Origin of the sequence: Marinobacter algicola DG893 (genome assembly GCF_000170835.1) — a bacterium.
In the GTDB taxonomy this organism is placed as follows: domain Bacteria; phylum Pseudomonadota; class Gammaproteobacteria; order Pseudomonadales; family Oleiphilaceae; genus Marinobacter; species Marinobacter algicola.
On sequence record NZ_ABCP01000002.1, the window covers coordinates 293,723 to 315,682 of the forward strand.

Sequence of the window (21,960 nt, forward strand, 5' to 3'; positions counted from 1 at the left end):
CAAGGTACTGGTTTGGCACACCATGAGCTTGACCCCATCCGCGAAGGAGCGATGCGATGTCGATCTACAAGAAGATACTGGTGGCAATCGATCTGACCGAAGAGGCCCCCCAGGTTCTCAATAAGGCCGTCGAAATAAGCAAAGCCCACGGTGCCGAGTTGATGCTTGTGCACGTGGTTGAGCCAGTCGGCTACGCCTATGGGGGCGACATCCCCATGGACCTGACGGAACTGCAGGATCAATTGGACAAGGCGGCAAAGGAACAGCTCGCCGGGTACGGTGAGAAGTACAACGTTGGCAAAGACAATCAGATAGTAACTGTGGGACGCCCTGAGTCCGAAATCCATCGGCTGTCCGAGGAGCAGGATGTGGATTTGGTCGTTGTCGGAAGCCACGGTCGCAAAGGGTTCCAGCTGCTTCTGGGGTCGACCGCTAACGGTGTTTTGCACGGCACCGTCTGTGACGTCCTTGCTATCCGCATCCAGTAGCCCGACCGGGTCACGCGGCGCCTTAGACGGCGCCGTCGCCTTTCATTTTTGCTTCCAGTTTTCGAAGCTGACTTTCCAGGGAAAAACTGACACTGGAGGCCATTGAGAAGAAGTTCAGCAATGCCTTCAGATTGCTGTCCCCCTCACATACCGAATGGATTCGCTGCCATAGCGCCTGGTTGACCAGCTGCAGACGCTGGTTTCTCTCCACCAGTCCTTTCAGCTCCCAGTCTGGCTCCTTATGATTACGTTTCGCCAGGTACTGCTGCAACAGGTAGTGAGACACGCTCCGCATGATGAACTCATCATTGCTGGCAAACGGTAGGTGATGCACGGCCATCGATTTCAGTTCGGACAACACCGGACACCCGCTTGTCGCCATTTTCAGCCCCAGCAATGACCTCAGGGACTCCTCAAGTGTGGTGTCCTTGGAATAACGTCTACGGTCGTCCGTGACCTCCACATTGACCTTCTGATAGGCATTCTCTGCCTGAAAAGCGTTCACAACCGGAAGCATTTCGACAGCGGCGGGACATCGTGGCGACTCTGATGCTTTCAGAGGGCAGTTGGCGCATTGGCAGTGCTCCAACTTTGTCCAGCTCGGCAGGTTGCCCGCCGATTCAGCCGGCCAGTCCGTTACTTTAAAAATCTCGGAACGTTTGTCTTCAAATTTGAAGTGATACGTTACATTCATTGATTCGCCTGTTCTTCCAGTTCCATCCAGCGCTCGATGACCTTCTCCAGGTGGGCTTCCTTGTCCCCCAGTTCCGCCAAGGTCGAAGAGACGCTCTCAGCGGGCCCGGAGTAAAACTCCGGATCAGAAATCTCGGCTCGAAGCTTTTCCAGTTCCGTCTCCAGCTCTTCAATCTGGCCCGGAAGTTTTTCCAGTTCAAGCTTGAGTTTGTAGCTGAGTTTTACGGGTTTTGTTTTTTTCGTATCGGCCACTGTGGGCGCTTCCGGCTTTTTTTCCGGCACCGGGTTCTGGTTCTTTGGCGGCTTGGTGGCCTTCCGGCTTACCCCCTCGGAAGGAAACCGCCCCCCCTGCCTCCGCCAGTCAGTATAGCCACCGACAAATTCCGCTACTTTACCGGAGCCGTCGAGGAACACCGTGTCAGTGGCGACGTTATCGAGGAACTCGCGGTCGTGGCTGATAACGATCACAGTACCGGCAAATTCCACCAACCGGGATTCGAGTAACTCCAGGGTTTCCACGTCCAGATCGTTGGTCGGCTCATCCAGCACCAGGATATTGGCCGGCTTACTGAAGAGCTTGGCAAGAAGAAGGCGCGCACGCTCACCGCCGGAAAAAACACGCACAGGCGAGCGTGCCCGTTCCGGACTGAACAGAAATTCCTGCAAATAACCCAGAACATGTTTGCTCTGGCCGTTGATCTCGATGAACTCCCGCCCCTCGGACAGGTTATCCAGCGCATTGCGTTCAAGGTCGAGCTCACCGCGGAGTTGGTCGAAGTAAGCGATCTGCAAATTGGTGCCGAGGCGAATCCGGCCGTCCGTGGGCTTCAGATCTCCCAGCATCAGCCGGACCAGGGTGGTCTTCCCGGTGCCATTTTCACCAACGAGACCAATCTTGTCGCCCCTGAGAACGGTCATGTTCATGTCGCGAATAACCGCCGTGCCATCAGGATAGGCAAATCCGGCGTCACTGGCTTCCACAACCAGCTTCCCGGAACGGGCGGCGTCTTCCACCGAAAAGCTTGCGGTTCCACCTCGTTCGCGACGTTGCTGGCGCTCTTCACGCATGGCCTTTAGCGCCCTCACCCGGCCCATATTGCGCGTCCTTCGGGCCTTGATCCCCTGGCGTATCCACGCCTCTTCCTGTTTTAGCCGCTTGTCGAACAACGCATTCTGGCGATCCTCCTCCTCCAGAGCCTTTTCCTTGAGGTCCAGATAACGGTCGTACGTAGCAGCGAAACTCACCAGATGTCCGCGGTCCAGTTCCACGATCCGCGTGGCCATACGGCGAATGAATGCACGGTCGTGACTGACAAACAGAATCGCGCCACGAAACTGACCAAGGGCCTCTTCCAGCCAGGCAATAGCAGGCACATCCAGGTGGTTGGTAGGCTCATCCAGCAACAGGATATCCGGCTCGGTTACCAGGGCGCGTGCCAACAGGACACGTCGCTGCCAACCCCCGGATAGCGTGTTCAGGCACTGCTCAGGGTCGATGCCATATTGCTCGAGGATGGCGCCGACTTTTTGGTCCAGGCGCCAGCCATCCAAAGCCTCAAGGCGCTCCTGCACTTTCATCAGCCGGTCCAGACTGGCTTCATCCGCCGTCTGGGACAACCGGTGAAACTCCGCGAGCAACTCCCCGGTTTCCGGGAAGGCACCGGAAACTGCCTCATAGGCGGTCCGAGTGTCATTGACGGGTAGATTCTGGGGCAACACCGACAGGATCGCGCCGTCGTCCAGCCGGACAACGCCGCCGTCCGCCGTTACCTCACCGCTGACAATCTTCAGTAATGTCGATTTTCCCTCGCCATTCCTGCCAAGAAGACACACACGTTCACCTGCCTCAATGGTCATAGAGGCCTGATCGAGCAATGGCTGCATGCCAAAAGCAAGGGATACGGCATCCAGCGTTAACAATGGCACGTTACTGATTCTCCGTTGTGGCAGTGGTTTCCAGGGTAATCGGATCGCCGACGCGTATGGTCCCGTCCGATTCGTGAATAGCGTTCATTCCGAAAATGACGCCGTCAGAAGTTCGCCGATAGGTTCCAAGCGTCCTTAAGGGCTGCAGATCTGCGGACTTTATGCCTTGGTCCGGGTCCACGGTGGTCAAAACGCAGCGGGAACAGGGCTTTACCAACGTGAATGTGGTGTCACCGATGCGTGCTGATGCCCAGTTGTCTTCATCCCAGGCTCCCGCACCCTCGACAACAATGTTCGGCCGAAACCTTCGCATATCGATGGCAGAATCTAGCCGCGAGTTAAGCTCGTCAAGGGATGCAAGATTGGTAATCAGGAATGGAAAACCATCGGCAAAGCTGACCCGACGATACTCGGTAACCCGGCTCGCATCAACGCGACGAAAGGTTTCCTCGGGCATATAGACAAAGCGAAATGTCTGACCACAGTATCGGGATAACGCTGCAGATGCCCTGTCCTCTCCGTATACCGCTTTCGCCCAATCCTGCCAGACTCTAACGCGACACTCCTCGGCGTCCGGCAACAACGGAAACTCACCTTCCCCCGGTATATCTACAAAAACCCGACCTGAATCCAACCGGGTTTTTATCATGGCGAGTTCCGGATTGTTCCGCTGAGTGACGAACTCGCGCTCGGAATCCACGATCATCCAGCGACGGTCACCGGCCGGACCGAAACCGTCCAGATGGAACGAAGAAACCTGGATTCCGGCCAGGGATTTGACCGGATAGACATACAACGAATGTACCTGCATGGGCGCTCCCGAAACACTGACGACAAGGCATTCAATATGGCCTGGCAGTATAACCGAGAACAGGGTGTGAAGACTGTGGCTTGCTGGCTAAAAATGAAAAACCCGGCCTTTCCTTTCGAAAAGACCGGGTTTTTGGAATCTGGAGCGGGAAACGAGATTCGAACTCGCGACCCCAACCTTGGCAAGGTTGTGCTCTACCAACTGAGCTATTCCCGCTTGATCAACGGACGCGTATTCTACGGATTCATCCTGGTTCGTCAACTCTTTTTTCAGGACCTTTTTCATCCGCCTATTCAGGCCGGTAAGACCTCCTGTTCACCCAGAGCCAACCCGATCACGCGCGCAACGGTCTCAGACAGCGCGCTGTAATCCACGCGCTCATCGTTGAGCAAAGAATCATACCCCATACCCAAGGTGACATTAACCAACAGCGTTGCGTCTCTCTCCGGTGATGGTGAATCCAGCCGCTCCAATATCTGTCGCAGGCCTGCTGTCCATGCTTCACGATAGCTTCTAGCCAGGCCCGCAAGACGGTCATCCCTTAGCGCTTCCATCAGGAACACCTGTTCAGCCAGCATCTGCTGCCTGCGCTTTGTAAATTGTTCATGGAGGTAGGCCGTCGATATGACCGATAACCGCGCCGCCAACTCACTCCGCTGGGGACCACGGCGCCGGAGCGTTTCTGCGGGGATGGTGTCCAGCACCAGATTGATGGTGTCATAAAAGCCATCAAGATTGTCCCGGGCTTTTTCAGCGAAAAGCATGAATGAGTCACTGATCAATTCATGAATATCGCGAAAGTAATAGGTCGTGGCCGCCAGAGGAACTTTCGCCTCCCGCGCCACAGCTCGATGCTTGATGCCTCGCAAACCGTCACGTGCGGCGATACGAAGGGTCGCTTCCAGGATTTTAAGACGCCTCAGCTCGCTTTTTACACGTAAGGTTTTACGCCCCCTGTAACGAATCGACTGCCGAAGTAATCGGTTCTCCGGCAGCTCACTGTGCGCCTGGAGTCCGGGGTTCTGTAACTGCCCCATGGCTGGTTTTCCTTGTTTCGATCGCCGGCCAGCAGCACTTGCCATGAGACCCGTGCAGCGAAGCCTGATTCTTGTTAGTTTTTGTAAATTCTGCCGCATAAGGCGCCATGAAACCTTGATGGGCTTGGCAGTTCCGGCCTGCTGAACGGATTTGAAGACGTTTATTGGCCGAAACGCTTACCGTTGGTTAGATAGGCTTGCTCTTCCGGGCTCGAAGAGCGTTTCAATGCCTGATTGCGGTGTGGAAAACGGCCAAACTGGTGGATAATATCCCGATGGTCACGGGCGGATTGCAGGAAGCTCTCCATGAAATCTCCGGCAATGCCATCGGTGGCGGCGGCCAATTGCGAATAGCACTCCACGGACAGTTCCTGATCCTCGCGCTTCTCAGAATGTTGTAGCGGCATATAGAGGAAGCCCCGCTTTACCGGGGGTAATTCCATGTCCTGGCCATTACGCATTGCTGCCTTGCAAAGCTTTACTGACAGGCGGTCATTGGAAAACGCCAGTGCTCCGCCCCGATGAATATTTCGCGTGAACTGATCCAGCAGGATAATCTCCGCAAGCGCCCCGCCGGCTTCCTTGCGCCAGTGCCGCAACCCGTCCTCCGACGCGAAAAGTACCATCGAGAGGAAACGTCGACGGATTTCCTGGTCAAAGGCGCGTGTGGAACGGAACCAACGATTCCTGTGAAAACTGTCCGGCAGACCGTATTCATCAAGTTCACCAAACCAGAAATCCAGAATCTCTTTCCAATCGAACATATACCCATCCTATAGTCATCAAACAGCACGGTGGCAGGCCCTCGGCTGCTACACTTTACATCACGATCCCTGCATCTATTCATACCAGGAGACACTATGAACGGAGAAGCCCCCCGAATAATCCTACTTGCCCATGGAAGCAGTGATCAGCGCTGGTGCCGGACATTCGAAACACTTGCAACCCCGACACTGGAGTCTGTGCCGGGTTCCCGCATTGCCTACATGGAGTTGGCAGAGCCCTCCCTCGACACGGTTATCAGCGAGGGATCAAGTGAAGGCGCCCGACAGTATACCGTTGTACCGCTGTTCCTGGCGGCGGGCCGTCATCTCAGAAAAGACGTTCCCGCGATGATTGAAGAACTGCAGTCCCGGTACGATGTCAGCATTACGCTTGCCCCGCCCATCGGGGAGAATCCGGAACTTGGGAAAGCCATTCGTGATGTTGTGATCCACGAACTCGACAGCCACAAGCAGCCGGCATAACAATCGCTGACGACTATCAATAGCCGACCCACAATCGGCCCAGGAGCGACCAGCAATGGATAATCAGATTCTGATCACCGGTGGCACAGGCTTCATCGGCCAACTATTGTGCCAACAACTGATCAGCAAAGGCTACGCACTAACCGTCTTCAGCAGACAGTCCACGGCAAACGTTCAGGCTCTGTGTGGGCGCGTGGAAGTAGTCGGAGATCTCGAGCAACTGCGACGTCATCCGGGTTTCGATGCTGTCATAAATCTTGCGGGCGAAGGCGTCGCAGATAAACGCTGGTCCGATAGCCGCAAACAGGAACTTCGGGACAGCCGTATCCGCCTGACTAACCTCCTGGCGAACGTGATAAGAAGTTGGGAATCACATCCGCGTGTACTGGTGTCTGGCTCTGCGGTTGGCTTCTACGGCGACCAGGGCCGTGAACGCGTGACTGAGCAGACGCCACCCCATGACGAATTCACTCATCGCATGTGCCGTGACTGGGAACAGGAGGCTCTTAACCTGGAGGCTGACGGCGTTCGCGTGTGCCTGTCACGGACGGGGGTTGTTGCTGGCCCGGGTGGCGGTTTCCTGCAACGTATGCTTCTACCCTTTCGTCTGGGTCTCGGTGGACGACTTGGCAATGGCGAACAGTTCATGCCCTGGGTTCATCGGGACGACGTGGTTGCAGCGCTTATCTGGATGCTCGAGACAGAGAAGGCCAACGGCCCTTACAACGTAGTAAGCCCCAACCCGGTCACCAACCGGCAGTTTACAAGGTGCCTTGCCGGCGTTTTGGGGCGGCCAGCCATTTTCCCCGCACCGGGTCCGGTCCTTAAGTTGGCGCTGGGCGAAATGTCCCGGTTGTTACTGACCGGGCAGATGGCCATACCTGAAAAACTCGAAGCTGAAGGGTTCCAATTCAAATACCGTGATTTGAGCCCAGCCCTGGCGGATTCGGTAAGGTACTGAGGCTTTGATTTTTTTCAAAAACTGTTTGACAGCCCGCATCGCCTTACTTAATATACGCGCCACCTCGACGAGGCAAGGTTTTGAAGCGATGCGTCCCCTTCGTCTAGTGGCCTAGGACTCCGCCCTTTCACGGCGGCAACAGGGGTTCGAACCCCCTAGGGGACGCCATTTAAACAGCTTCTTTTCTTTTGCAGTTCTACGCTGCACCCGCAATTGTTCTGCCCTGCATGCGCAGGCGCTCAACCTTCCCCGCACACCAGTCATTGCCTTAAGATTACAACTCCTAAACAGTGACATGTTTTTCTCGGTTTTTCCTGTATTTGCGAGGCATTCGCAAGAAACTGCTGCTATAGTCCTGAGAACATTGTTTGACCGTTCTCTTTGAAACCTGCCAGGGTGGCCGAAGTATAGGACATGCAAAAACTGTTGACTCGCCTGCAACGATTTCGAACCGGGTCTCCCCTGTCCTTCAGGCTGCTCGCGTACATCCTGTTGTTCAGCTCGGTATTCACCCTCATCTCTTCGGCAATCCAGATATACTCGGATTACCGGAAGGACCTGTCACAGATCGACAGACGCATGATGGTGGTCGAAACCGGTTACACCTCCAGCCTGGCCCGCAGCCTGTGGGCGCTGGATCAGAAACTCCTCCAAACTCAGCTCGAAGGCATACTCAGCCTGCCAGACATCGTCCACCTGCGCCTCAAGATCGAACCGGATTCAGAGCTGGTCATGGGAGAAATCCCCCGCAATGCCCAGACAACAAGCCACACGTTCAAGCTCACCCATCAGGGTGATGAGATGTTCAGCCTTGGTCAGTTGACCGTTACCGCCGATCTCAGACGCGTGTTCTCGGACATGCGCCGAAAAGTTGTGCTGGTGCTAACCACCCAGTTCCTGAAGACTTTTTTCGTTTCTATCCTGATCATCTGGATATTCCAGTATTTTATCGCGCGCCACCTGACCACCATGGCCAACTATGCCCGCAATTTCTCCCTTAACAACCTGTCAGATCCGCTTGAATTGGATCGACCGGACACCCAACTGAACCGAAATGACGAGCTGGCCCAGGTCACCGTCGCTATCAACCAGATGCGGGAACGTCTCAACGACGACCTCGAACGACAGGAGCGTGATGCCCAGGAGATCCGCAAGTTCTCCAAGGCTATTGAACAAAGTCCGTCCTCGGTTCTTATCTGTGATCGCCAATGGCGTATTGAATATGCCAACCAGAAGTTCAGCCAACTTACCGGTTATGACAACGCAGTCATCTGTGGCAAACACCCGGGCATGGTGTCGGAGGATGCCCAGGCCCACCGGGAAAACCGTCAGCTTTGGCAGTCCATTCGATTACAGGTGCAGCGAGTGGGTGTCTGGCAGGGTGAAATCAACAGCGTCCGCAAGAACGGTGAACGCTTCTGGGAACAATTGATCGTAACCCCCATCAAGAATTCCAAGGGCGACGCCACGGGTTACTTGATCCTTGGCGAAGATATCAGTATTCGAAAGCGCTACGAGCAACAACTTCTCCGACAGGCCAATTACGACATCCTGACCGGGCTTCCCAACAGGATGCTCGCTTTGGACCGTCTGAAACTGGCCCTGGCACAAGCAAGACGGGAAAGTTCTCTGGTTGGCGTGATGTTTCTCGACCTGGACAACTTCAAGCACATTAACGACACCCTGGGGCACGACGCCGGCGACAACCTGTTGATAGAGGCCGCACGACGGATTTCAAGCTGCCTGCGGGGTACAAGCACCGTCGCGAGGCTTGGTGGCGACGAGTTCCTCGTGATATTGCCGGGCCTGACGGGCCCCGAGGCAACGTCCCAGGTGGCGGAACGTATTCTCAAAACGTTTGCCCCTCCTTACCTGCTGAACGGCCAGGAAGTGTTCGTCACCACCAGTATTGGCATCTCCATTTTCCCGAACGACTCGGATAACAGCGGCACCCTGCTCCAACACGCCGATGCCGCCATGTACCAGGCCAAACATAAGGGCAAAAGTGCCTACGCTCACTTTGCCCCGGAAATGACGGAAGTTTCCCATGAGCGGCTGCAGATGGAATCGTTGATGCGCCGGGCCCTGGAGCAAAAAGAGTTTGAACTCTACTACCAGCCCATTGTTCGCACGGAGTCCGGCCAACTGTGCTCTGCCGAAGCCCTGTTGCGCTGGAACAACCCCGGTATGGGCATGGTGATGCCCGACCGGTTTATACCCCTGGCGGAAGAAACCGGACTGATAACGCCCATCGGCGAATGGGTGTTGCAGGAAGCCTGCCTGGCGGCCATGCGCTGGAAAGCATCCACTGGCACCGACATCGGTATTTCCGTCAACGTATCTCCCAGGCAGTTCAGGGACCCGGGCTTTGTCGACACGGTCATGAATGCGCTCGATGCCAGCGGCTTGCCTCCCCAGCAACTGGAACTGGAAATTACTGAGCGACTGATCCTGGACAACACCATAGAAACCGCCGATATCCTGCGGCAACTCGATCAATCCGGCATTCGCCTGTCGGTCGACGACTTCGGTACCGGGTATTCGGCTCTCAGTTACCTCAAGAGCTACCCCTTCGATACCCTGAAAATCGACAAATCCTTTGTACAGGATGTAATGAAAGAGCGGGAGGATGCCTCACTGGTGAAGGCCATCATTAACATGGCTCACAGTCTTGGCTTGCGTGTGATTGCCGAAGGCGTGGAAGAGGAAGCCCAGACACACTTCCTGCAACATGAAGGCTGCGACTATTCACAAGGCTATTTCTACAGCAGACCTCTGCCCGAAAACGAGTTTCAGCAGTGGCTAAAAACCAATCATCGCGCCCTTTGATCCAGCACCGACTGGCGCTGCCCTGACGGACCGGCTCATCGCTTCTTGCTCTTCATTCGCGCTTTTTTCCGCACAGGCCGCCCTTTCTTCAGGTCATTGTCCTGCTTGACCTTCTGACGCGGTGTCAGCCGGCTAACCTTGTTAGCGAACGGGTTTTCACTGGAACGGAACTCGAAACGAATGGGGGAACCATTGACCTTCAAAACCTTGCGGAAGGTATTCTCCAGATACCGCTTGTAAGCCCCCGGCAATGCGTCAGTCTGGTTTCCGTGCACCACAATCACCGGAGGGTTGGACCCACCCTGGTGGGCGTATCGCAATTTTATTCGGCGCCCCTGTACAAGTGGCGGCTGGTGCTGAGCCGTAGCGTCCTGGAGGATGGCCGTCAGGCGATTGGTCGGCCACTTGGCCATCGCTGACTCATAGCAGGCATGAACCGAATCGTACATAACCCCCACGCCGGACCCGTGAAGCGCAGATATATAATGCTTGTCCGCGTAGTCAAGAAAGTCCAGACGGCGCTGAACCTGCTCTTTTACCTTGGCCCGGTCTTCCGGGTCCATACCATCCCATTTGTTGACCGCAACCACCAGGGAGCGCCCGGCGTCCAGAACAAAGCCAATCAGATGCAGATCCTGGTCTACCAGACCTTCTCGGGCGTCGATAACCAGGATGACCACATGGGCGTCGTCGATGGCCTGAAGGGTCTTGATAATCGAAAACTTCTCCACCACTTCACTAACGTTCTTGCGACGACGCACACCAGCTGTATCAATCAGTGTGTACTGGTTATCCATGCGCTCAAACGGAATGTAAACGCTGTCCCGGGTGGTACCGGGCATGTCATAGACAATCACCCGGTCTTCTCCGAGCATGCGATTGACCAGTGTTGACTTGCCTACGTTCGGCCGCCCGACAATGCCAATGCGGATGCCTGGATAACGATCAGCACGGTCCTGCGCTTCACGCTCTTCCTCGGACGGCAGCAACTCTTCCAGCATGGAGCGAATGCCCCGGTTGTGAGAGGCGGCAATCAGGTAGGTGGAGTCGAAGCCCAGAGCATAGAAGTCAGAAGCGGCAATGTCGGGATCCTGGCCGTCAGTTTTGTTGACCACGAGATGCGCCCGCTTACCGGTCTTGCGCAGATGGGCAGCAATCAGCTCATCGCCGCCATTAAGGCCGGCCTTGCCATCGACCAGAAACAGGACAATGTCTGCTTCCTCGACAGCCTGCATGGACTGGCGAGCCATTTCAGCGTCCAGGCCTTCCTCGCCCCCGGTCAGGCCACCGGTATCAATCACGATAAAGCGCTGTCCCTCGTAATTGCCCTCACCGTATTTACGATCACGGGTTAAACCGGGGAAATCCGCTACAAGCGCATCCCGGGACCGTGTCATTTGATTAAACAGTGTCGATTTGCCCACATTGGGACGTCCGACAAGAGCAATTACAGGGGTCATAGTCTTTCGCTACACATTAAACAGGGCCCGCGCTTCACAGCGATAGGGCCGGAAAGGAGCACTCAGTCGAGCGTCCGGAGTTTCAATACCGACAGTTTACCGCTATTGCCATACACAAGAAGGTTACCGTTCTGCAGGCGCTGGAAAGCTACCCGTAGGCCCTCGTCGTCAAATTCAAGCTGCCCCTTCAGGCTGCCGTCTTCCAGCGACAGCATATGAATGTATCCCTCGAAATCACCAATCAATAGGTGATCCTCATAGACAACCGGCTGCGTCGGCTGGCGCCAGGACAAACGATCCTGAACCCACAACTCGCGACGGTCGGAACCGCGGTAGGCGGTGATCTCACCGTTGGCACCGGAGACAAAAATATTACCGTTGCCGATCATTGGTGACTGCAGGCTGGAGGCAGAACGACTCCAGATTTCCTGCCCGGTTTGAAGGTCCACCAGCGCAAGCTTGCCCTGATAGCCCACAATCATCGCTGCACTCTCCAGAATCAGCGGCTCACCGGCCACATCAACAAGACGCTCAAGTTCGGTACGGCCCTGCGGCTGGCCAACTTCATACTGCCAGATGGGCTGACCGTTCTCAGTGGAGATTGCCATTAGCTTGCCGTTGGCCAGCGAAGCCAGTACAAGATCTGCCCCTACAAGTGGCGAGGCCGCTGCACGTATCGACAGGACCGGGACATCACTATCGTATTGCCATGCCTGCTCCCCGGTGGCGGCATCGAATGCCAGCACCTTGCCATCGATGGTCTGTGCCACCACCAGGCGTCCGTTGGACTGGGGGGATGCCAACACCTCGTTGGGCAAAGGCTGCCTCCAAAGCGCAGAGCCATCCTCGCGCGCGAGGGCCATCAGCTCAGCATCACGGGAGACCAGATACAGGTTATCCTGATCGCCACCAACGCCGGCACTGATTTCCTCGTCAAGATCCCGGAACCAGAATACCTCACCGTTTTCGGATGCGACGGCATAGACTTCACCATCGGCCGACGCGGCATACAATCGCTCTCCAGTGTTTAGAGGGGCAAGGTACAGGAACTTGTCATCATGCCCGTCCCCAACGCTCATGCTCCAGACAGGCTCAAGCTCGACGCTGGATGAAATCTCCGGAACCGGTGCAGGTTGCTCAAAGGTGTCACTGGTGCTACATCCTGCCAGAACAGCCAATGCCAGCATGCCTGCTAGCGAAAGGAGTCTTGTATGCCCATTAACCAACCAGGGCATCAGGCTCCCTCCTCAACACCAAGGTCGGATAACTTGAGCTCAAGAATGCCGCTACGACCTTGCTGATTCATTTCGCGGGCCGCCAGATACGCTTCACGAGCCCCTTCGCGATTGCCCTGGGCGAGTAGAATATCGCCTTTAAGCTCGGTAAAAATAGCGCCGAAACTGCCGGTATTGCCCGTACCCTCGATGGTCGCCAAAGCATCTTCGTACTGTTCCGCCGCGAACTGAGCACGGGCCAGGCGGTTGCGAATAACCATCGCCAAAGCTCCGCTTTCGCCGGCCTTTTCCTGCGCCCAGGTCAGGGACTCGATCGCTCCCTCCGGATCGCCCTGATCCATAACCTGCTGACGAGCAAGCATCAACATGCCGTAGATAGCGAAAGCGCTGTCGCTGTATTCTTCCCGCAGGTTCTCAGCCACGTAGGCAACAGTATCAGCGCGATTTTCATCGGTCTCATCGCTATAGGCATTGATCAGCTCGGCAAACTGGGAAGCGGCTTCCGTACGCTGCTGCATTTGATGGTTCTGCCAGGCCTGCCACCCGAAAACAATAGCCAGCGCCGCACCGACGCCAATCAGGAGCGAGCTGCCATTCTTCTTCCACCAGTCCTTGATTGCCTGGACCGTTTCTTCCTCAGTACGCATTTCAGCCATGATGACTCCTGCAATAGATGATTATTATGCTGTAACTTGTCGGCGCGCCATCAGCGGCCAAGCAGTTCTTCAAGCGTCGCGGCCAGGTCGCCCTGGGCAACGTCCTGTTGCGCCTCGTCTGACCGTAACGGCTTTAGGCCGGCTGTCCCGTTGGCAACCTCATTCTCACCCAGAATAACCGCGTAACGGGCGCCACTGCGATCCGCCTTTTTCATCTGACTCTTGAAACTACCGCCGCCGCAGTGGCCCATAACCGTCACGCCCGGCAAGGCATCGCGAAGGGATTCCCCCAGCGCCAATGCGGGTGCCACGGTGGATTCGCCCATAGCCGCAACATACACATCGACATTGCCATTGGCACTGTCTGGCACAAGGTTAAGCGTTTCCAGCAGCAGAATCAGCCGTTCGAGCCCCATGGCGAAACCGACCGCAACCGTTGACTTGCCTCCCAGTTGCTCCACCAGGCCATCGTAGCGACCACCGGCGCATATCGTGCCCTGGGCACCCAGACTGTCGGTAATCCACTCGAACACGGTTTTGCCATAATAGTCGAGCCCGCGAACCAGCTTTGAATTCACCGTATACTCGATGCCAGCTGCGTCCAGCAACGAGCGCAACTGCCGGAAATGCTCCCGAGACTCATCGTCGAGGTAATCATCCAGGCGAGGCGCGTCCACCAGAAGCCTCTGAGTCTCCGGGTTCTTGCTGTCCAGAATGCGCAGCGGGTTAGAGCCCAACCGCCGCTGGCTGTCATCATCCAACTGGTCCCGGTAATCCGAGAGGTAGGCCACCAAGGCTTCCCGGTATTCCTTTCGGGCGGCCGACGTACCAATGGAATTGATTTCCAGGCGGGTATGCTCACATAGCCCAAGTGCGCGCCAGAGCCTGGCGGTCAGTACCAGGAGTTCGGCATCGATATCGGGGCCGGCCATACCAAAGCATTCCACACCAATCTGGTGGAACTGGCGATAACGGCCTTTCTGGGGGCGCTCATGACGGAACATGGGGCCGGTGTACCACAGGCGACGGGTCTGGTTGAAAAGCAGACCATGCTCCTCCGCGGCACGAACACAGCCGGCAGTGCCTTCAGGACGCAGGGTCAGGCTGTCGCCATTGCGATCCTCGAAGGTGTACATTTCTTTCTCGACAATATCCGTTACTTCGCCAATGGAACGCTTGAACAGGTCCGTCTGCTCAACCACAGGCATGCGGATTTCCTGATAACCGTACTGGGAAAGCACTTTCCGGACCGTGTCCTCCACAAACTGCCACACCGGCGTCTGCTCTGGCAGGATATCGTTCATCCCGCGGATTGCCTGGATCTTAGCCAAGTTACTACCTTATCTGTATCTGTTTTGGTGATTGGACGATCTGCTCTCAGTCGGCCGAGCGGGTAATGATCGCGTCTTCCTTTTCCTTGCGACGGGCCACTTCCTCGCGGATCAGCCGTTCCAGGTCGTCGGTCAGATTGGCGTTATCGAGTTTCTGATTGGGCTTGCCCGCTGCGTAGAACAGGTTCTTGGGACTGCCGCCGGTCAAGCCCAGATCTGCCACCTTGGCCTCACCCGGTCCGTTGACGATACAGCCAATGATGGCAACATCCAGCGACTCGTTGACGTCCTCCAGGCGAGCCTCAAGGTCATTCATGGTCTGGATGACATCGAAATTCTGGCGTGAACAGCTTGGGCAGGCGACAAAATTGATACCCCGGCTTCGCAGGCGCAAACTTTTGAGAATATCGAAGCCGACCTTGATTTCCTGCACCGGGTCTGCCGCGAGCGACACCCTGATGGTGTCCCCAATGCCGTCCATCAGCAGCATTCCCAGACCAATGGAGGATTTGACCGTGCCGGAACGGAAACCACCTGCTTCGGTGATACCCAGATGCAGCGGTTGTTCAATCTGTGCGGCGATCTGACGATAGGCCGCCACCGTCATGAAAACTTCCGATGCCTTGAGGCTAACCTTGAAATTCTGAAAATCGTGTTTGTCCAGAATATCGATATGGCGCATGGCGGATTCCACCAACGCCTCCGGTGTGGGTTCGCCATACTTGCGCTGCAGGGCCTTTTCCAGCGAGCCTGCGTTAACGCCAATACGAATCGGGATATTGCGATCCCGTGCGGCACTGATCACGGCGCTGACACGGTCATCCCGGCCGATATTACCCGGATTGATACGAAGACAATCAACTCCCAGTTCAGCCACCCTCAAAGCGATCCGGTGATCGAAGTGGATGTCGGCCACCAAGGGTACCGACACCATTGAGCGAATCTTGCCGAACGCTTCCGCAGCATCCATCGTAGGCACGGATACCCGCACAATGTCCGCTCCAGCCTCCTGCAGAGCACGGATCTGGCCAACGGTTGCATCCACGTCGCAGGTGTTGGTGTTGGTCATGCTCTGAACAGCAATGGGCGCATCCCCACCCACGGGAACATCGCCTACCATTATCTGGCGTGATTTGCGTCTTTTAATCGGAGATTCGTGATTCATATAGCCTGCTAACCGCAAAAGAGGGTTCGAAACGTTCAGATATCCAGCGTGAACTCTGCTCGGTTGTTGACCACCCGATAACCGGAAAGGTCAATCGGTTGACCATCAAATCTTATGGATTCGATGGCATCGACCGCGCCGACAACAACGTCGATGGGCAGCCTGCCTGATACATTAATCCTGTCGCCATCCCGTTGCAGGGAGCCCACCAGACGATTGCCTGCCGAGTCGGTGACCTGAACCCAGCACTCGTCGCTAAATGTCATTTCCAGGCGGGCGCTACCAACGGCTGCCGTTGGCTGGGCACTCTCCTGAAACGCTGGTTCCGGCTCACTGGTCACCACCGGAACCCGGCTCACATCAACCTCTTCGGCAGCAGGTTGCGCAGCAGGAGCGGAATCCTCTTCGACCACCGGGGCCGGAGAGCCGGAATCCGGCTCATTCACCTGAGGCTGCTCGGGTAGTCCTGCCAACTCGTTATTGTCCTCAACGATTGACGCTTCATCAACCGGCTCGGAGAGCGCTGCTTCGGTTCCCGGCTCAGATAACTCGGTATCGACAGTGCCATCCACCGAGGCCATCTCTTCGGTCGGTTCAGGCTGCGCGGAAGCATTTGGTTCCGAGGAAACTGTCGGCTCGGCCGTGTCGCCTGTTATACCGTCCAATTCACCCGTAAAACGCAGTGCGAGAAACGCGATTACTGCTATGGCCAACATGAGGAGCAAAAGCTTCGCGACGCGTCGCTTGCGCCGCCTGCGACGCTCAATATCAATCAGCGGATTGGCTTCTTCTGCCTGAACTTTTTGCTGTCGAAGCGGTTCCAGCTCTTCATCCAGCGTTGCGATCACCGCATCCGGATCAAGGTCAACCTGTCGCGCGTAGGTTCTGACATAGCCTTTAAGGAACAGTTCACTGTCGATCTGTTCATACTTCCCGTCCTCTATCGCCTGAATCACCGCCGGGCGAAGATGTTGGGCATCGGCCACGGCGGAAACACTGAGCCCCTTCTGCTCACGCGCACGTTTGAGCAACTGGCCCGTAGGCTCATTCAGGCTCGACGGTTGTTGTGCGTCATCACTGTCCATTGGATGTCATCACCCTGTATTGTTGGTATTCGACAGAGTTTGGAAAATTGTTCTTCAGCAGGAGCGCGAGACTCGATTCCCGGTTCCTGTCGCCCAGATGCCGAGCAATGCGGATGCCCGTATAGAGGCTTTCAGGAGAATGGCGGAGATTCTGGTTCCGTTGCATCAGAGTCATCAGTCGGCTGTAGTGGCGGGAGGCGGCCTGATGCTCTCCGGATTCAACCAATGTCCGTGACAACGCAAGCAATGACTTTGCGTCACCGCGGGATAAATCAACAGCGCGCCGGTACGCCGTCGTGGCGCCCTCAAGGTTGCCAATTCTTTCCTCGGTCAATCCGAGATTGAAGAACACGGAGGCCCTGTCGTTGTATGACGTATCCCTGGAGGCCGCCAGGAACTGCTCGCGGGAATCCTCAAACCGGCCAGCGCCGTACAGGAATGCCCCGTAATAAACGCGACCACGGGTATAGCCCTGATCACTTTCGAGTGACTCCTTGAAGGATCGCTCAGCCAGTTCCGGCTCGCCCTCGGCATTATAGATCAGCCCCATGGCTGCCAATGCCCCGGGGTCATCAGAGTCCAATTCAAGCGCCCGTTCGAGGTGGTGCCGGGCTCTTTCCAGATTATTCTGGCCAATATAGGCGGTCCCCAACTGGACATAATTCCTGATGGCCTTGTCGCGATCTGCCTCGCGGGCAAAACGGCTATCGGTATTGGTCACGCACCCTGCGACAAACATCGCCAGCAATACCACTACAAGCGCGGCCTGCATCCTTTTCACCGAATTAAATGTCACAGTCGGTAATTCCTCTTGAATTGGAAGGTGCCTATCAGCACTGGGTTTACGGACTGACCTGTTGAACCTGTATATAACGCTGACTTCTCTTGGTGCGGTCTTCCACCATCCCTACCAGTTGGCCACAGGCAGCGTCGATATCGTCACCGCGGGTGGTTCTCACCGTGGCGATGTACCCGGCCTCATTCAGAACGGACTGGAAACGGCGGGTGGCGTTCATACTTGGACGCCGGAAATCGCTCTCCGGGAACGGATTGAACGGAATCAGGTTGATCTTGCACGGAAGACCGCGAAGTACCACCGCCAGCTCCCTTGCGTGCTCGGGCTGGTCGTTAACGCCCTCAATTACAGTGTACTCGATGGTTGCCTTTCGCTTGTCCGGCAGACGTGCCAGGTAACGACGCGTTGCTGCAAGCAATTCCGCAATCGGGTACTTTTTATTCAACGGCACCAATTGGTTACGCAACTCATCATTGGGGGCATGGAGCGAAATGGCCAGTGAAACATCGGTAACTTCACCCAATTTGTCCAGTGCCGGAACCACACCGGAGGTACTGACGGTGACACGTCGCTTGGAAATACCGTAAGCCAGATCCTCCATCATCAGGTTCATGGCATCCACAACGTTGTCGAAGTTCAGCAACGGCTCGCCCATACCCATCATTACCACATTGGTAATCGGGCGATCCGGACCGGGCTCAAAAGGCATGAACGCCTTGCGCGCAACCCAGACCTGCCCGATGATCTCGGCAGCGGTAAGATTGCGGTTAAATCCACGCTTGCCCGTCGAACAGAACGTACAATCAAGGCTGCAACCAATCTGCGACGATACGCACAAGGTGCCGCGCTCGCCGTCGGGTATGAGCACGGTTTCGACACTGTTGCCGTTGTCCATGCGCATGACCCATTTACGGGTACCGTCTTTGGAGGACTCGTCGTAAACAACCTCTGGCCCACGAATTTCCGCAACGGCCTTCAGTTTTTCCCGCAGGACCTTACTCATATTGGTCATTTGATCGAAGTCATCGGCCCCGCGCTGGTGAATCCATTGCAGCACCTGTGTTGCGCGGAAACGTTTCTCCCCCAGGGACTCAAAAAAGGCCTCCATCTTGGCCTTCGGCATTCCCAGAAGGTTGGTTTTCTCAGCAACAGCTGTCATTTCATAACCTCAATCAAATAACCAATACGGGCCGGACGTATGCCCGGCCCGATACAGCTCGATCAGCCGCGCGGGCAGATCTCACTGTCATTAAAAAAATACGCAATTTCGCGCTCAGCTGACGCAGCGGAATCTGAACCATGAACAGCGTTGGCATCAATTGAAGATGCAAAGTCGGCGCGGATAGTGCCCGCTTCCGCTTCCTTGGGGTTGGTTGCCCCCATCAGGTCACGATTCTTCAGGATAGCACCATTGCCTTCCAGAACCTGAACAACAACAGGGCCAGAGGTCATGAACGCAACCAGATCATTGAAAAACGGGCGTTCCTTGTGCTCGGCATAGAACCCTTCGGCCTGTTCCTGGGTCAGATGCATCATTTTCGCGGCGACAATGGTCAGGTCCGCTTTTTCGAAGCGCGTGTAGATTTCGCCGATCACATTTTTTGCGACTGCATCGGGCTTGATAATCGAGAGCGTGCGCTCATTTGACATGATCTATCTCCATTCAGGTTCAGAAAAATTTCAGGGTTCGGATTATACGCAGTCCGGGGGCACCTGCCTACCGCACTGAACGGAGACGGGTAACAACGTCAACGATTTGCGCTGCTGCGAAGTCAATCTCCTCTTCCGTTGAAAAGCGCCCAAAGGAAAACCGGAGTGCCCGGTGCGCCTGCTCATCATCCAGACCAATACCCTTGAGCACAAAGGAAGGCTCAATAGTGGCCGACGAGCACGCCGATCCAGATGAAACCGCCAATTCCCGCAACCCCAGCATCAGGGATTCCGCATCGACACCTGCAAATGAGAGATTGATGATACCCGGCACCCGGTGTTCGGCACTGCCGTTGAGCGTCACACCCTCAAGCCCCTCAAGGCCCGAAAGAAAACGCTTCCTCAGGGATTCCAGTCGCATCTTCTCCTGTTCCAGTTTTTCGCTGGCCAGATCAAAGGCCTTGCCCATGCCGACGATTTGATGCGTAGGCAGCGTGCCGGAACGCATGCCGCGCTCATGGCCACCGCCATGAATCTGCGATTCAATTCTCACGTCCGGAGAACGCCGGACATAGAGGGCTCCGATACCTTTGGGGCCATAAACCTTGTGGCCTGACAACGACAACAGATCCACCGGCATGACTCCCACATCCACCTCGGTCTTCCCAGCCGCCTGCGCCGCGTCCACGTGAAATAACACACCGCGTTCGCGAAGCATGGCACCGATGGCAGCGATATCCGTCTGGCTACCCAGTTCATTGTTGACCATCATCAGGCTGACCAAAGCAGTATTATCCCGAAGCGCACCTTCGACCTGCTGGCAGGACACCCGTCCGTCAGCGCCAGGTTTCAGCCAGGTCACCTCAACGCCCTGCCCTTCAAGCCACGTGCAGGTATCAAGTACCGCCTTGTGTTCAATCATCGATGTCACAACGTGCGGCTTGCTCTTACCTGCGACAGCACCCTTGATGGCGAGGTTGTCGGATTCGGTAGCGCCGGACGTCCATACAATCTCACGCGGGTCCGCATGAATCAGACTCGCCACCTGCCGGCGAGCACCCTCAACGGCGGCTTCGGCCTGCCAGCCGAAGCCATGGGAGCGCGAGGCAGGATTACCAAACACACCATCGGTCGTCAGGTATTTGAGCATTTCTTCAGCAACGGCAGGGTCTACGGGCGTAGTGGCCGCATAATCCAGATAGACGGGCTTTTTCATAGAAGTTTCAGGATAGTCGTTCAGGCCGGCGCCTGATCCGTGAGGCGCTCGGTGTTAATCGTCTGTGAGTCACCCTCTGAACGGCGCCTGTTCTGCCGGCTGGCAACCACCTGAATCTCCCGTTTTCGCATCAGGTCCCCAAGACTGATATCGCTGAGGAACTGATGAATCTGATCACTGAGATCAGACCACAGGTGGTGGGTCAGGCATTTCTCGCCATTCTGGCAATCACCCTTGTTACCGCAACGAGTGGTATCCAGGGATTCGCTGACCGCGTCGACAACTTCCGCAATAAAGACGGAGTCTGCCTCACGGCTCAGGCGATAACCACCGCCAGGGCCCCGGATACTCGTCACCAGTTTGTGACGGCGAAGGCGGGAAAATAACTGCTCGAGATACGAGAGGGAAATCTCCTGCCGGGCAGATATGTCAGCCAGACTCACCGGCCCCTGATCCCCATGAAGGGCGAGATCCAGCATTGCCGTCACCGCATAGCGGCCTTTGGTGGTCAGTCTCATAACGTCAGCCCCGGTCAGGGATTGATTCGGCTTTAACAACGCCGAGTATGAATTGACCTACCAAAACAGTCAAGTATTCACCGTTGCGACGGCTCGTCGTCCCGCACGCAGTCAAAATCCTCCTCCTGCAGCGGCGGCAACTCGCCGTTCTGGTATTCACTGTTCACTTTACGAAGCGCTTTGCACATATTCTCAATGCGATCATCTACGGCGTGCATATGATCCAGCAGGCTGCGCATGGCCCGGGCTACCGGGTCCGGCATTTCCTCGGTCACGCCATAGGCATCGAAGCCCATGCGCTCTTCCATTTCCTTGCGCCGGGCATCATCTTCTTCCCCTTTGCGCTTCACCACCACCCGGCCGGGAATACCGACAACCGTCGCACCAGGTGGAACCTCTTTGGTCACCACGGAGTTGGAACCAATCTTGGCGCCTTCGCCTACCGTAAACGGCCCAAGGATCTTGGCACCGGCCCCTACCACAACACCGTCACCCAATGTCGGATGGCGCTTACCTTTGTTCCAACTGGTACCGCCCAGGGTAACGCCCTGATACAGAGTGACATCATCACCAATCACCGTGGTCTCACCAATCACAACACCCATGCCGTGATCGATAAAGAAACGCCGCCCGATCGTTGCGCCGGGATGAATTTCAATGCCGGTCAGCCAACGGGCGATCGAGGAAAACGTTCGTGCAATCCACTTCAGGCCAAGCCCCCAAAGCCAATGGGAGAACCGGTGGCACAGGAGCGCGTGCAAACCCGGGTAATTGGTCAGCACTTCGAAAGTATTGCGAGCGGCGGGATCACGATGAAACACACTGTTCACATCTTCCCTTAGACGTTCAAACATAA

The 21,960-nt window shown here is 56.0% G+C and carries 21 protein-coding genes and 2 tRNA genes; 5 read left to right on the forward strand and 18 right to left on the reverse strand.

Features of this window, described 5'->3' with window-relative positions; translation table 11 throughout:
* Window positions 1-56: 56 nt before the first annotated feature.
* Window positions 57-488 (forward strand): universal stress protein, encoded by a 432-nt coding sequence (locus tag MDG893_RS03545; RefSeq protein ID WP_007152351.1) that lies wholly within the window; start codon window positions 57-59, stop codon window positions 486-488.
* A 22-nt stretch (window positions 489-510) separates the two neighbouring features.
* Here MDG893_RS03545 and MDG893_RS03550 read toward each other — a convergent pair whose 3' ends face one another.
* The 6 genes from MDG893_RS03550 to MDG893_RS03575 all read right to left on the reverse strand — a co-directional run bounded on the left by MDG893_RS03550 (window position 511) and on the right by MDG893_RS03575 (window position 5,719).
* Complete coding sequence (locus tag MDG893_RS03550; RefSeq protein ID WP_007152352.1) at window positions 511-1,182, reverse strand: DUF6901 family protein; 672 nt, start codon at window positions 1,180-1,182, stop codon at window positions 511-513.
* Window positions 1,179-3,107, reverse strand: coding sequence for an ATP-binding cassette domain-containing protein (locus MDG893_RS03555; RefSeq protein ID WP_007152353.1), 1,929 nt, complete (start codon window positions 3,105-3,107; stop codon window positions 1,179-1,181). Before MDG893_RS03555 ends, MDG893_RS03550 begins: the two co-directional genes overlap by 4 nt.
* 1 nt (window position 3,108) lies before the next feature.
* Entirely contained in the window at window positions 3,109-3,918 is an 810-nt protein-coding gene (locus MDG893_RS03560; protein WP_007152354.1) for an MOSC domain-containing protein, read from the reverse strand.
* A gap of 140 nt (window positions 3,919-4,058) precedes the next feature.
* Window positions 4,059-4,134: transfer RNA gene (locus MDG893_RS03565), tRNA-Gly, on the reverse strand.
* A 77-nt stretch (window positions 4,135-4,211) separates the two neighbouring features.
* Window positions 4,212-4,955: a TetR/AcrR family transcriptional regulator gene (locus MDG893_RS03570; RefSeq protein ID WP_007152356.1), complete on the reverse strand. Its 744-nt coding sequence runs from the start codon at window positions 4,953-4,955 to the stop codon at window positions 4,212-4,214.
* A gap of 161 nt (window positions 4,956-5,116) precedes the next feature.
* Window positions 5,117-5,719 carry a DUF924 family protein gene (locus MDG893_RS03575; RefSeq protein WP_007152357.1) on the reverse strand — a complete coding sequence of 201 codons (603 nt, stop codon included), beginning with the start codon at window positions 5,717-5,719 and terminating at the stop codon, window positions 5,117-5,119.
* Window positions 5,720-5,815: 96 nt separating this feature from the next.
* Between MDG893_RS03575 and MDG893_RS03580 the strand changes: the two genes are divergently transcribed.
* The 4 genes from MDG893_RS03580 to MDG893_RS03595 all read left to right on the forward strand — a co-directional run bounded on the left by MDG893_RS03580 (window position 5,816) and on the right by MDG893_RS03595 (window position 9,992).
* Window positions 5,816-6,202: a sirohydrochlorin chelatase gene (locus MDG893_RS03580; protein ID WP_007152358.1), complete on the forward strand. Its 387-nt coding sequence runs from the start codon at window positions 5,816-5,818 to the stop codon at window positions 6,200-6,202.
* A gap of 55 nt (window positions 6,203-6,257) precedes the next feature.
* Complete coding sequence (locus MDG893_RS03585) at window positions 6,258-7,163, forward strand: TIGR01777 family oxidoreductase (protein WP_007152359.1); 906 nt, start codon at window positions 6,258-6,260, stop codon at window positions 7,161-7,163.
* A 92-nt stretch (window positions 7,164-7,255) separates the two neighbouring features.
* Window positions 7,256-7,331: transfer RNA gene (locus tag MDG893_RS03590), tRNA-Glu, on the forward strand.
* Between the two features lie 246 nt (window positions 7,332-7,577).
* The gene (locus MDG893_RS03595; protein WP_007152360.1) at window positions 7,578-9,992 is read left to right on the forward strand and encodes a bifunctional diguanylate cyclase/phosphodiesterase; all 2,415 of its coding nucleotides are present in this window, start codon (window positions 7,578-7,580) and stop codon (window positions 9,990-9,992) included.
* Between the two features lie 35 nt (window positions 9,993-10,027).
* Here MDG893_RS03595 and der read toward each other — a convergent pair whose 3' ends face one another.
* From der to cysE, 12 genes are all read right to left on the reverse strand, one after another.
* Window positions 10,028-11,452: a ribosome biogenesis GTPase Der gene (der, locus tag MDG893_RS03600; RefSeq protein ID WP_040474232.1), complete on the reverse strand. Its 1,425-nt coding sequence runs from the start codon at window positions 11,450-11,452 to the stop codon at window positions 10,028-10,030.
* A gap of 62 nt (window positions 11,453-11,514) precedes the next feature.
* Window positions 11,515-12,687 (reverse strand): outer membrane protein assembly factor BamB, encoded by a 1,173-nt coding sequence (gene bamB, locus MDG893_RS03605; RefSeq protein WP_007152362.1) that lies wholly within the window; start codon window positions 12,685-12,687, stop codon window positions 11,515-11,517.
* Window positions 12,687-13,343: a YfgM family protein gene (locus MDG893_RS03610; RefSeq protein ID WP_007152363.1), complete on the reverse strand. Its 657-nt coding sequence runs from the start codon at window positions 13,341-13,343 to the stop codon at window positions 12,687-12,689. Before MDG893_RS03610 ends, bamB begins: the two co-directional genes overlap by 1 nt.
* Before the next feature lie 50 nt (window positions 13,344-13,393).
* On the reverse strand, window positions 13,394-14,674 hold the full coding sequence (gene hisS, locus MDG893_RS03615; protein ID WP_083797657.1) for a histidine--tRNA ligase: 1,281 nt from the start codon (window positions 14,672-14,674) through the stop codon (window positions 13,394-13,396).
* 46 nt (window positions 14,675-14,720) lie between these two features.
* Window positions 14,721-15,839, reverse strand: coding sequence for a flavodoxin-dependent (E)-4-hydroxy-3-methylbut-2-enyl-diphosphate synthase (ispG, locus tag MDG893_RS03620; protein WP_040474233.1), 1,119 nt, complete (start codon window positions 15,837-15,839; stop codon window positions 14,721-14,723).
* Between the two features lie 35 nt (window positions 15,840-15,874).
* Complete coding sequence (locus MDG893_RS03625) at window positions 15,875-16,924, reverse strand: RodZ domain-containing protein (protein ID WP_007152366.1); 1,050 nt, start codon at window positions 16,922-16,924, stop codon at window positions 15,875-15,877.
* Complete coding sequence (gene pilW, locus MDG893_RS03630) at window positions 16,914-17,696, reverse strand: type IV pilus biogenesis/stability protein PilW (protein ID WP_007152367.1); 783 nt, start codon at window positions 17,694-17,696, stop codon at window positions 16,914-16,916. The genes MDG893_RS03625 and pilW overlap by 11 nt, the downstream gene beginning before the upstream one ends.
* A 70-nt stretch (window positions 17,697-17,766) precedes the next feature.
* Window positions 17,767-18,879, reverse strand: coding sequence for a dual-specificity RNA methyltransferase RlmN (gene rlmN / locus MDG893_RS03635; protein ID WP_007152368.1), 1,113 nt, complete (start codon window positions 18,877-18,879; stop codon window positions 17,767-17,769).
* Window positions 18,880-18,941: 62 nt separating this feature from the next.
* Complete coding sequence (gene ndk, locus MDG893_RS03640) at window positions 18,942-19,370, reverse strand: nucleoside-diphosphate kinase (protein WP_007152369.1); 429 nt, start codon at window positions 19,368-19,370, stop codon at window positions 18,942-18,944.
* A 67-nt stretch (window positions 19,371-19,437) separates the two neighbouring features.
* Window positions 19,438-20,586 carry an IscS subfamily cysteine desulfurase gene (locus MDG893_RS03645; RefSeq protein ID WP_007152370.1) on the reverse strand — a complete coding sequence of 383 codons (1,149 nt, stop codon included), beginning with the start codon at window positions 20,584-20,586 and terminating at the stop codon, window positions 19,438-19,440.
* Between the two features lie 20 nt (window positions 20,587-20,606).
* Window positions 20,607-21,104, reverse strand: coding sequence for a Fe-S cluster assembly transcriptional regulator IscR (gene iscR / locus MDG893_RS03650; RefSeq protein WP_007152371.1), 498 nt, complete (start codon window positions 21,102-21,104; stop codon window positions 20,607-20,609).
* A 77-nt stretch (window positions 21,105-21,181) separates the two neighbouring features.
* The gene (gene cysE, locus MDG893_RS03655) at window positions 21,182-21,958 is read right to left on the reverse strand and encodes a serine O-acetyltransferase (protein WP_007152372.1); all 777 of its coding nucleotides are present in this window, start codon (window positions 21,956-21,958) and stop codon (window positions 21,182-21,184) included.
* Between the last annotated feature and the right edge of the window lie 2 nt (window positions 21,959-21,960).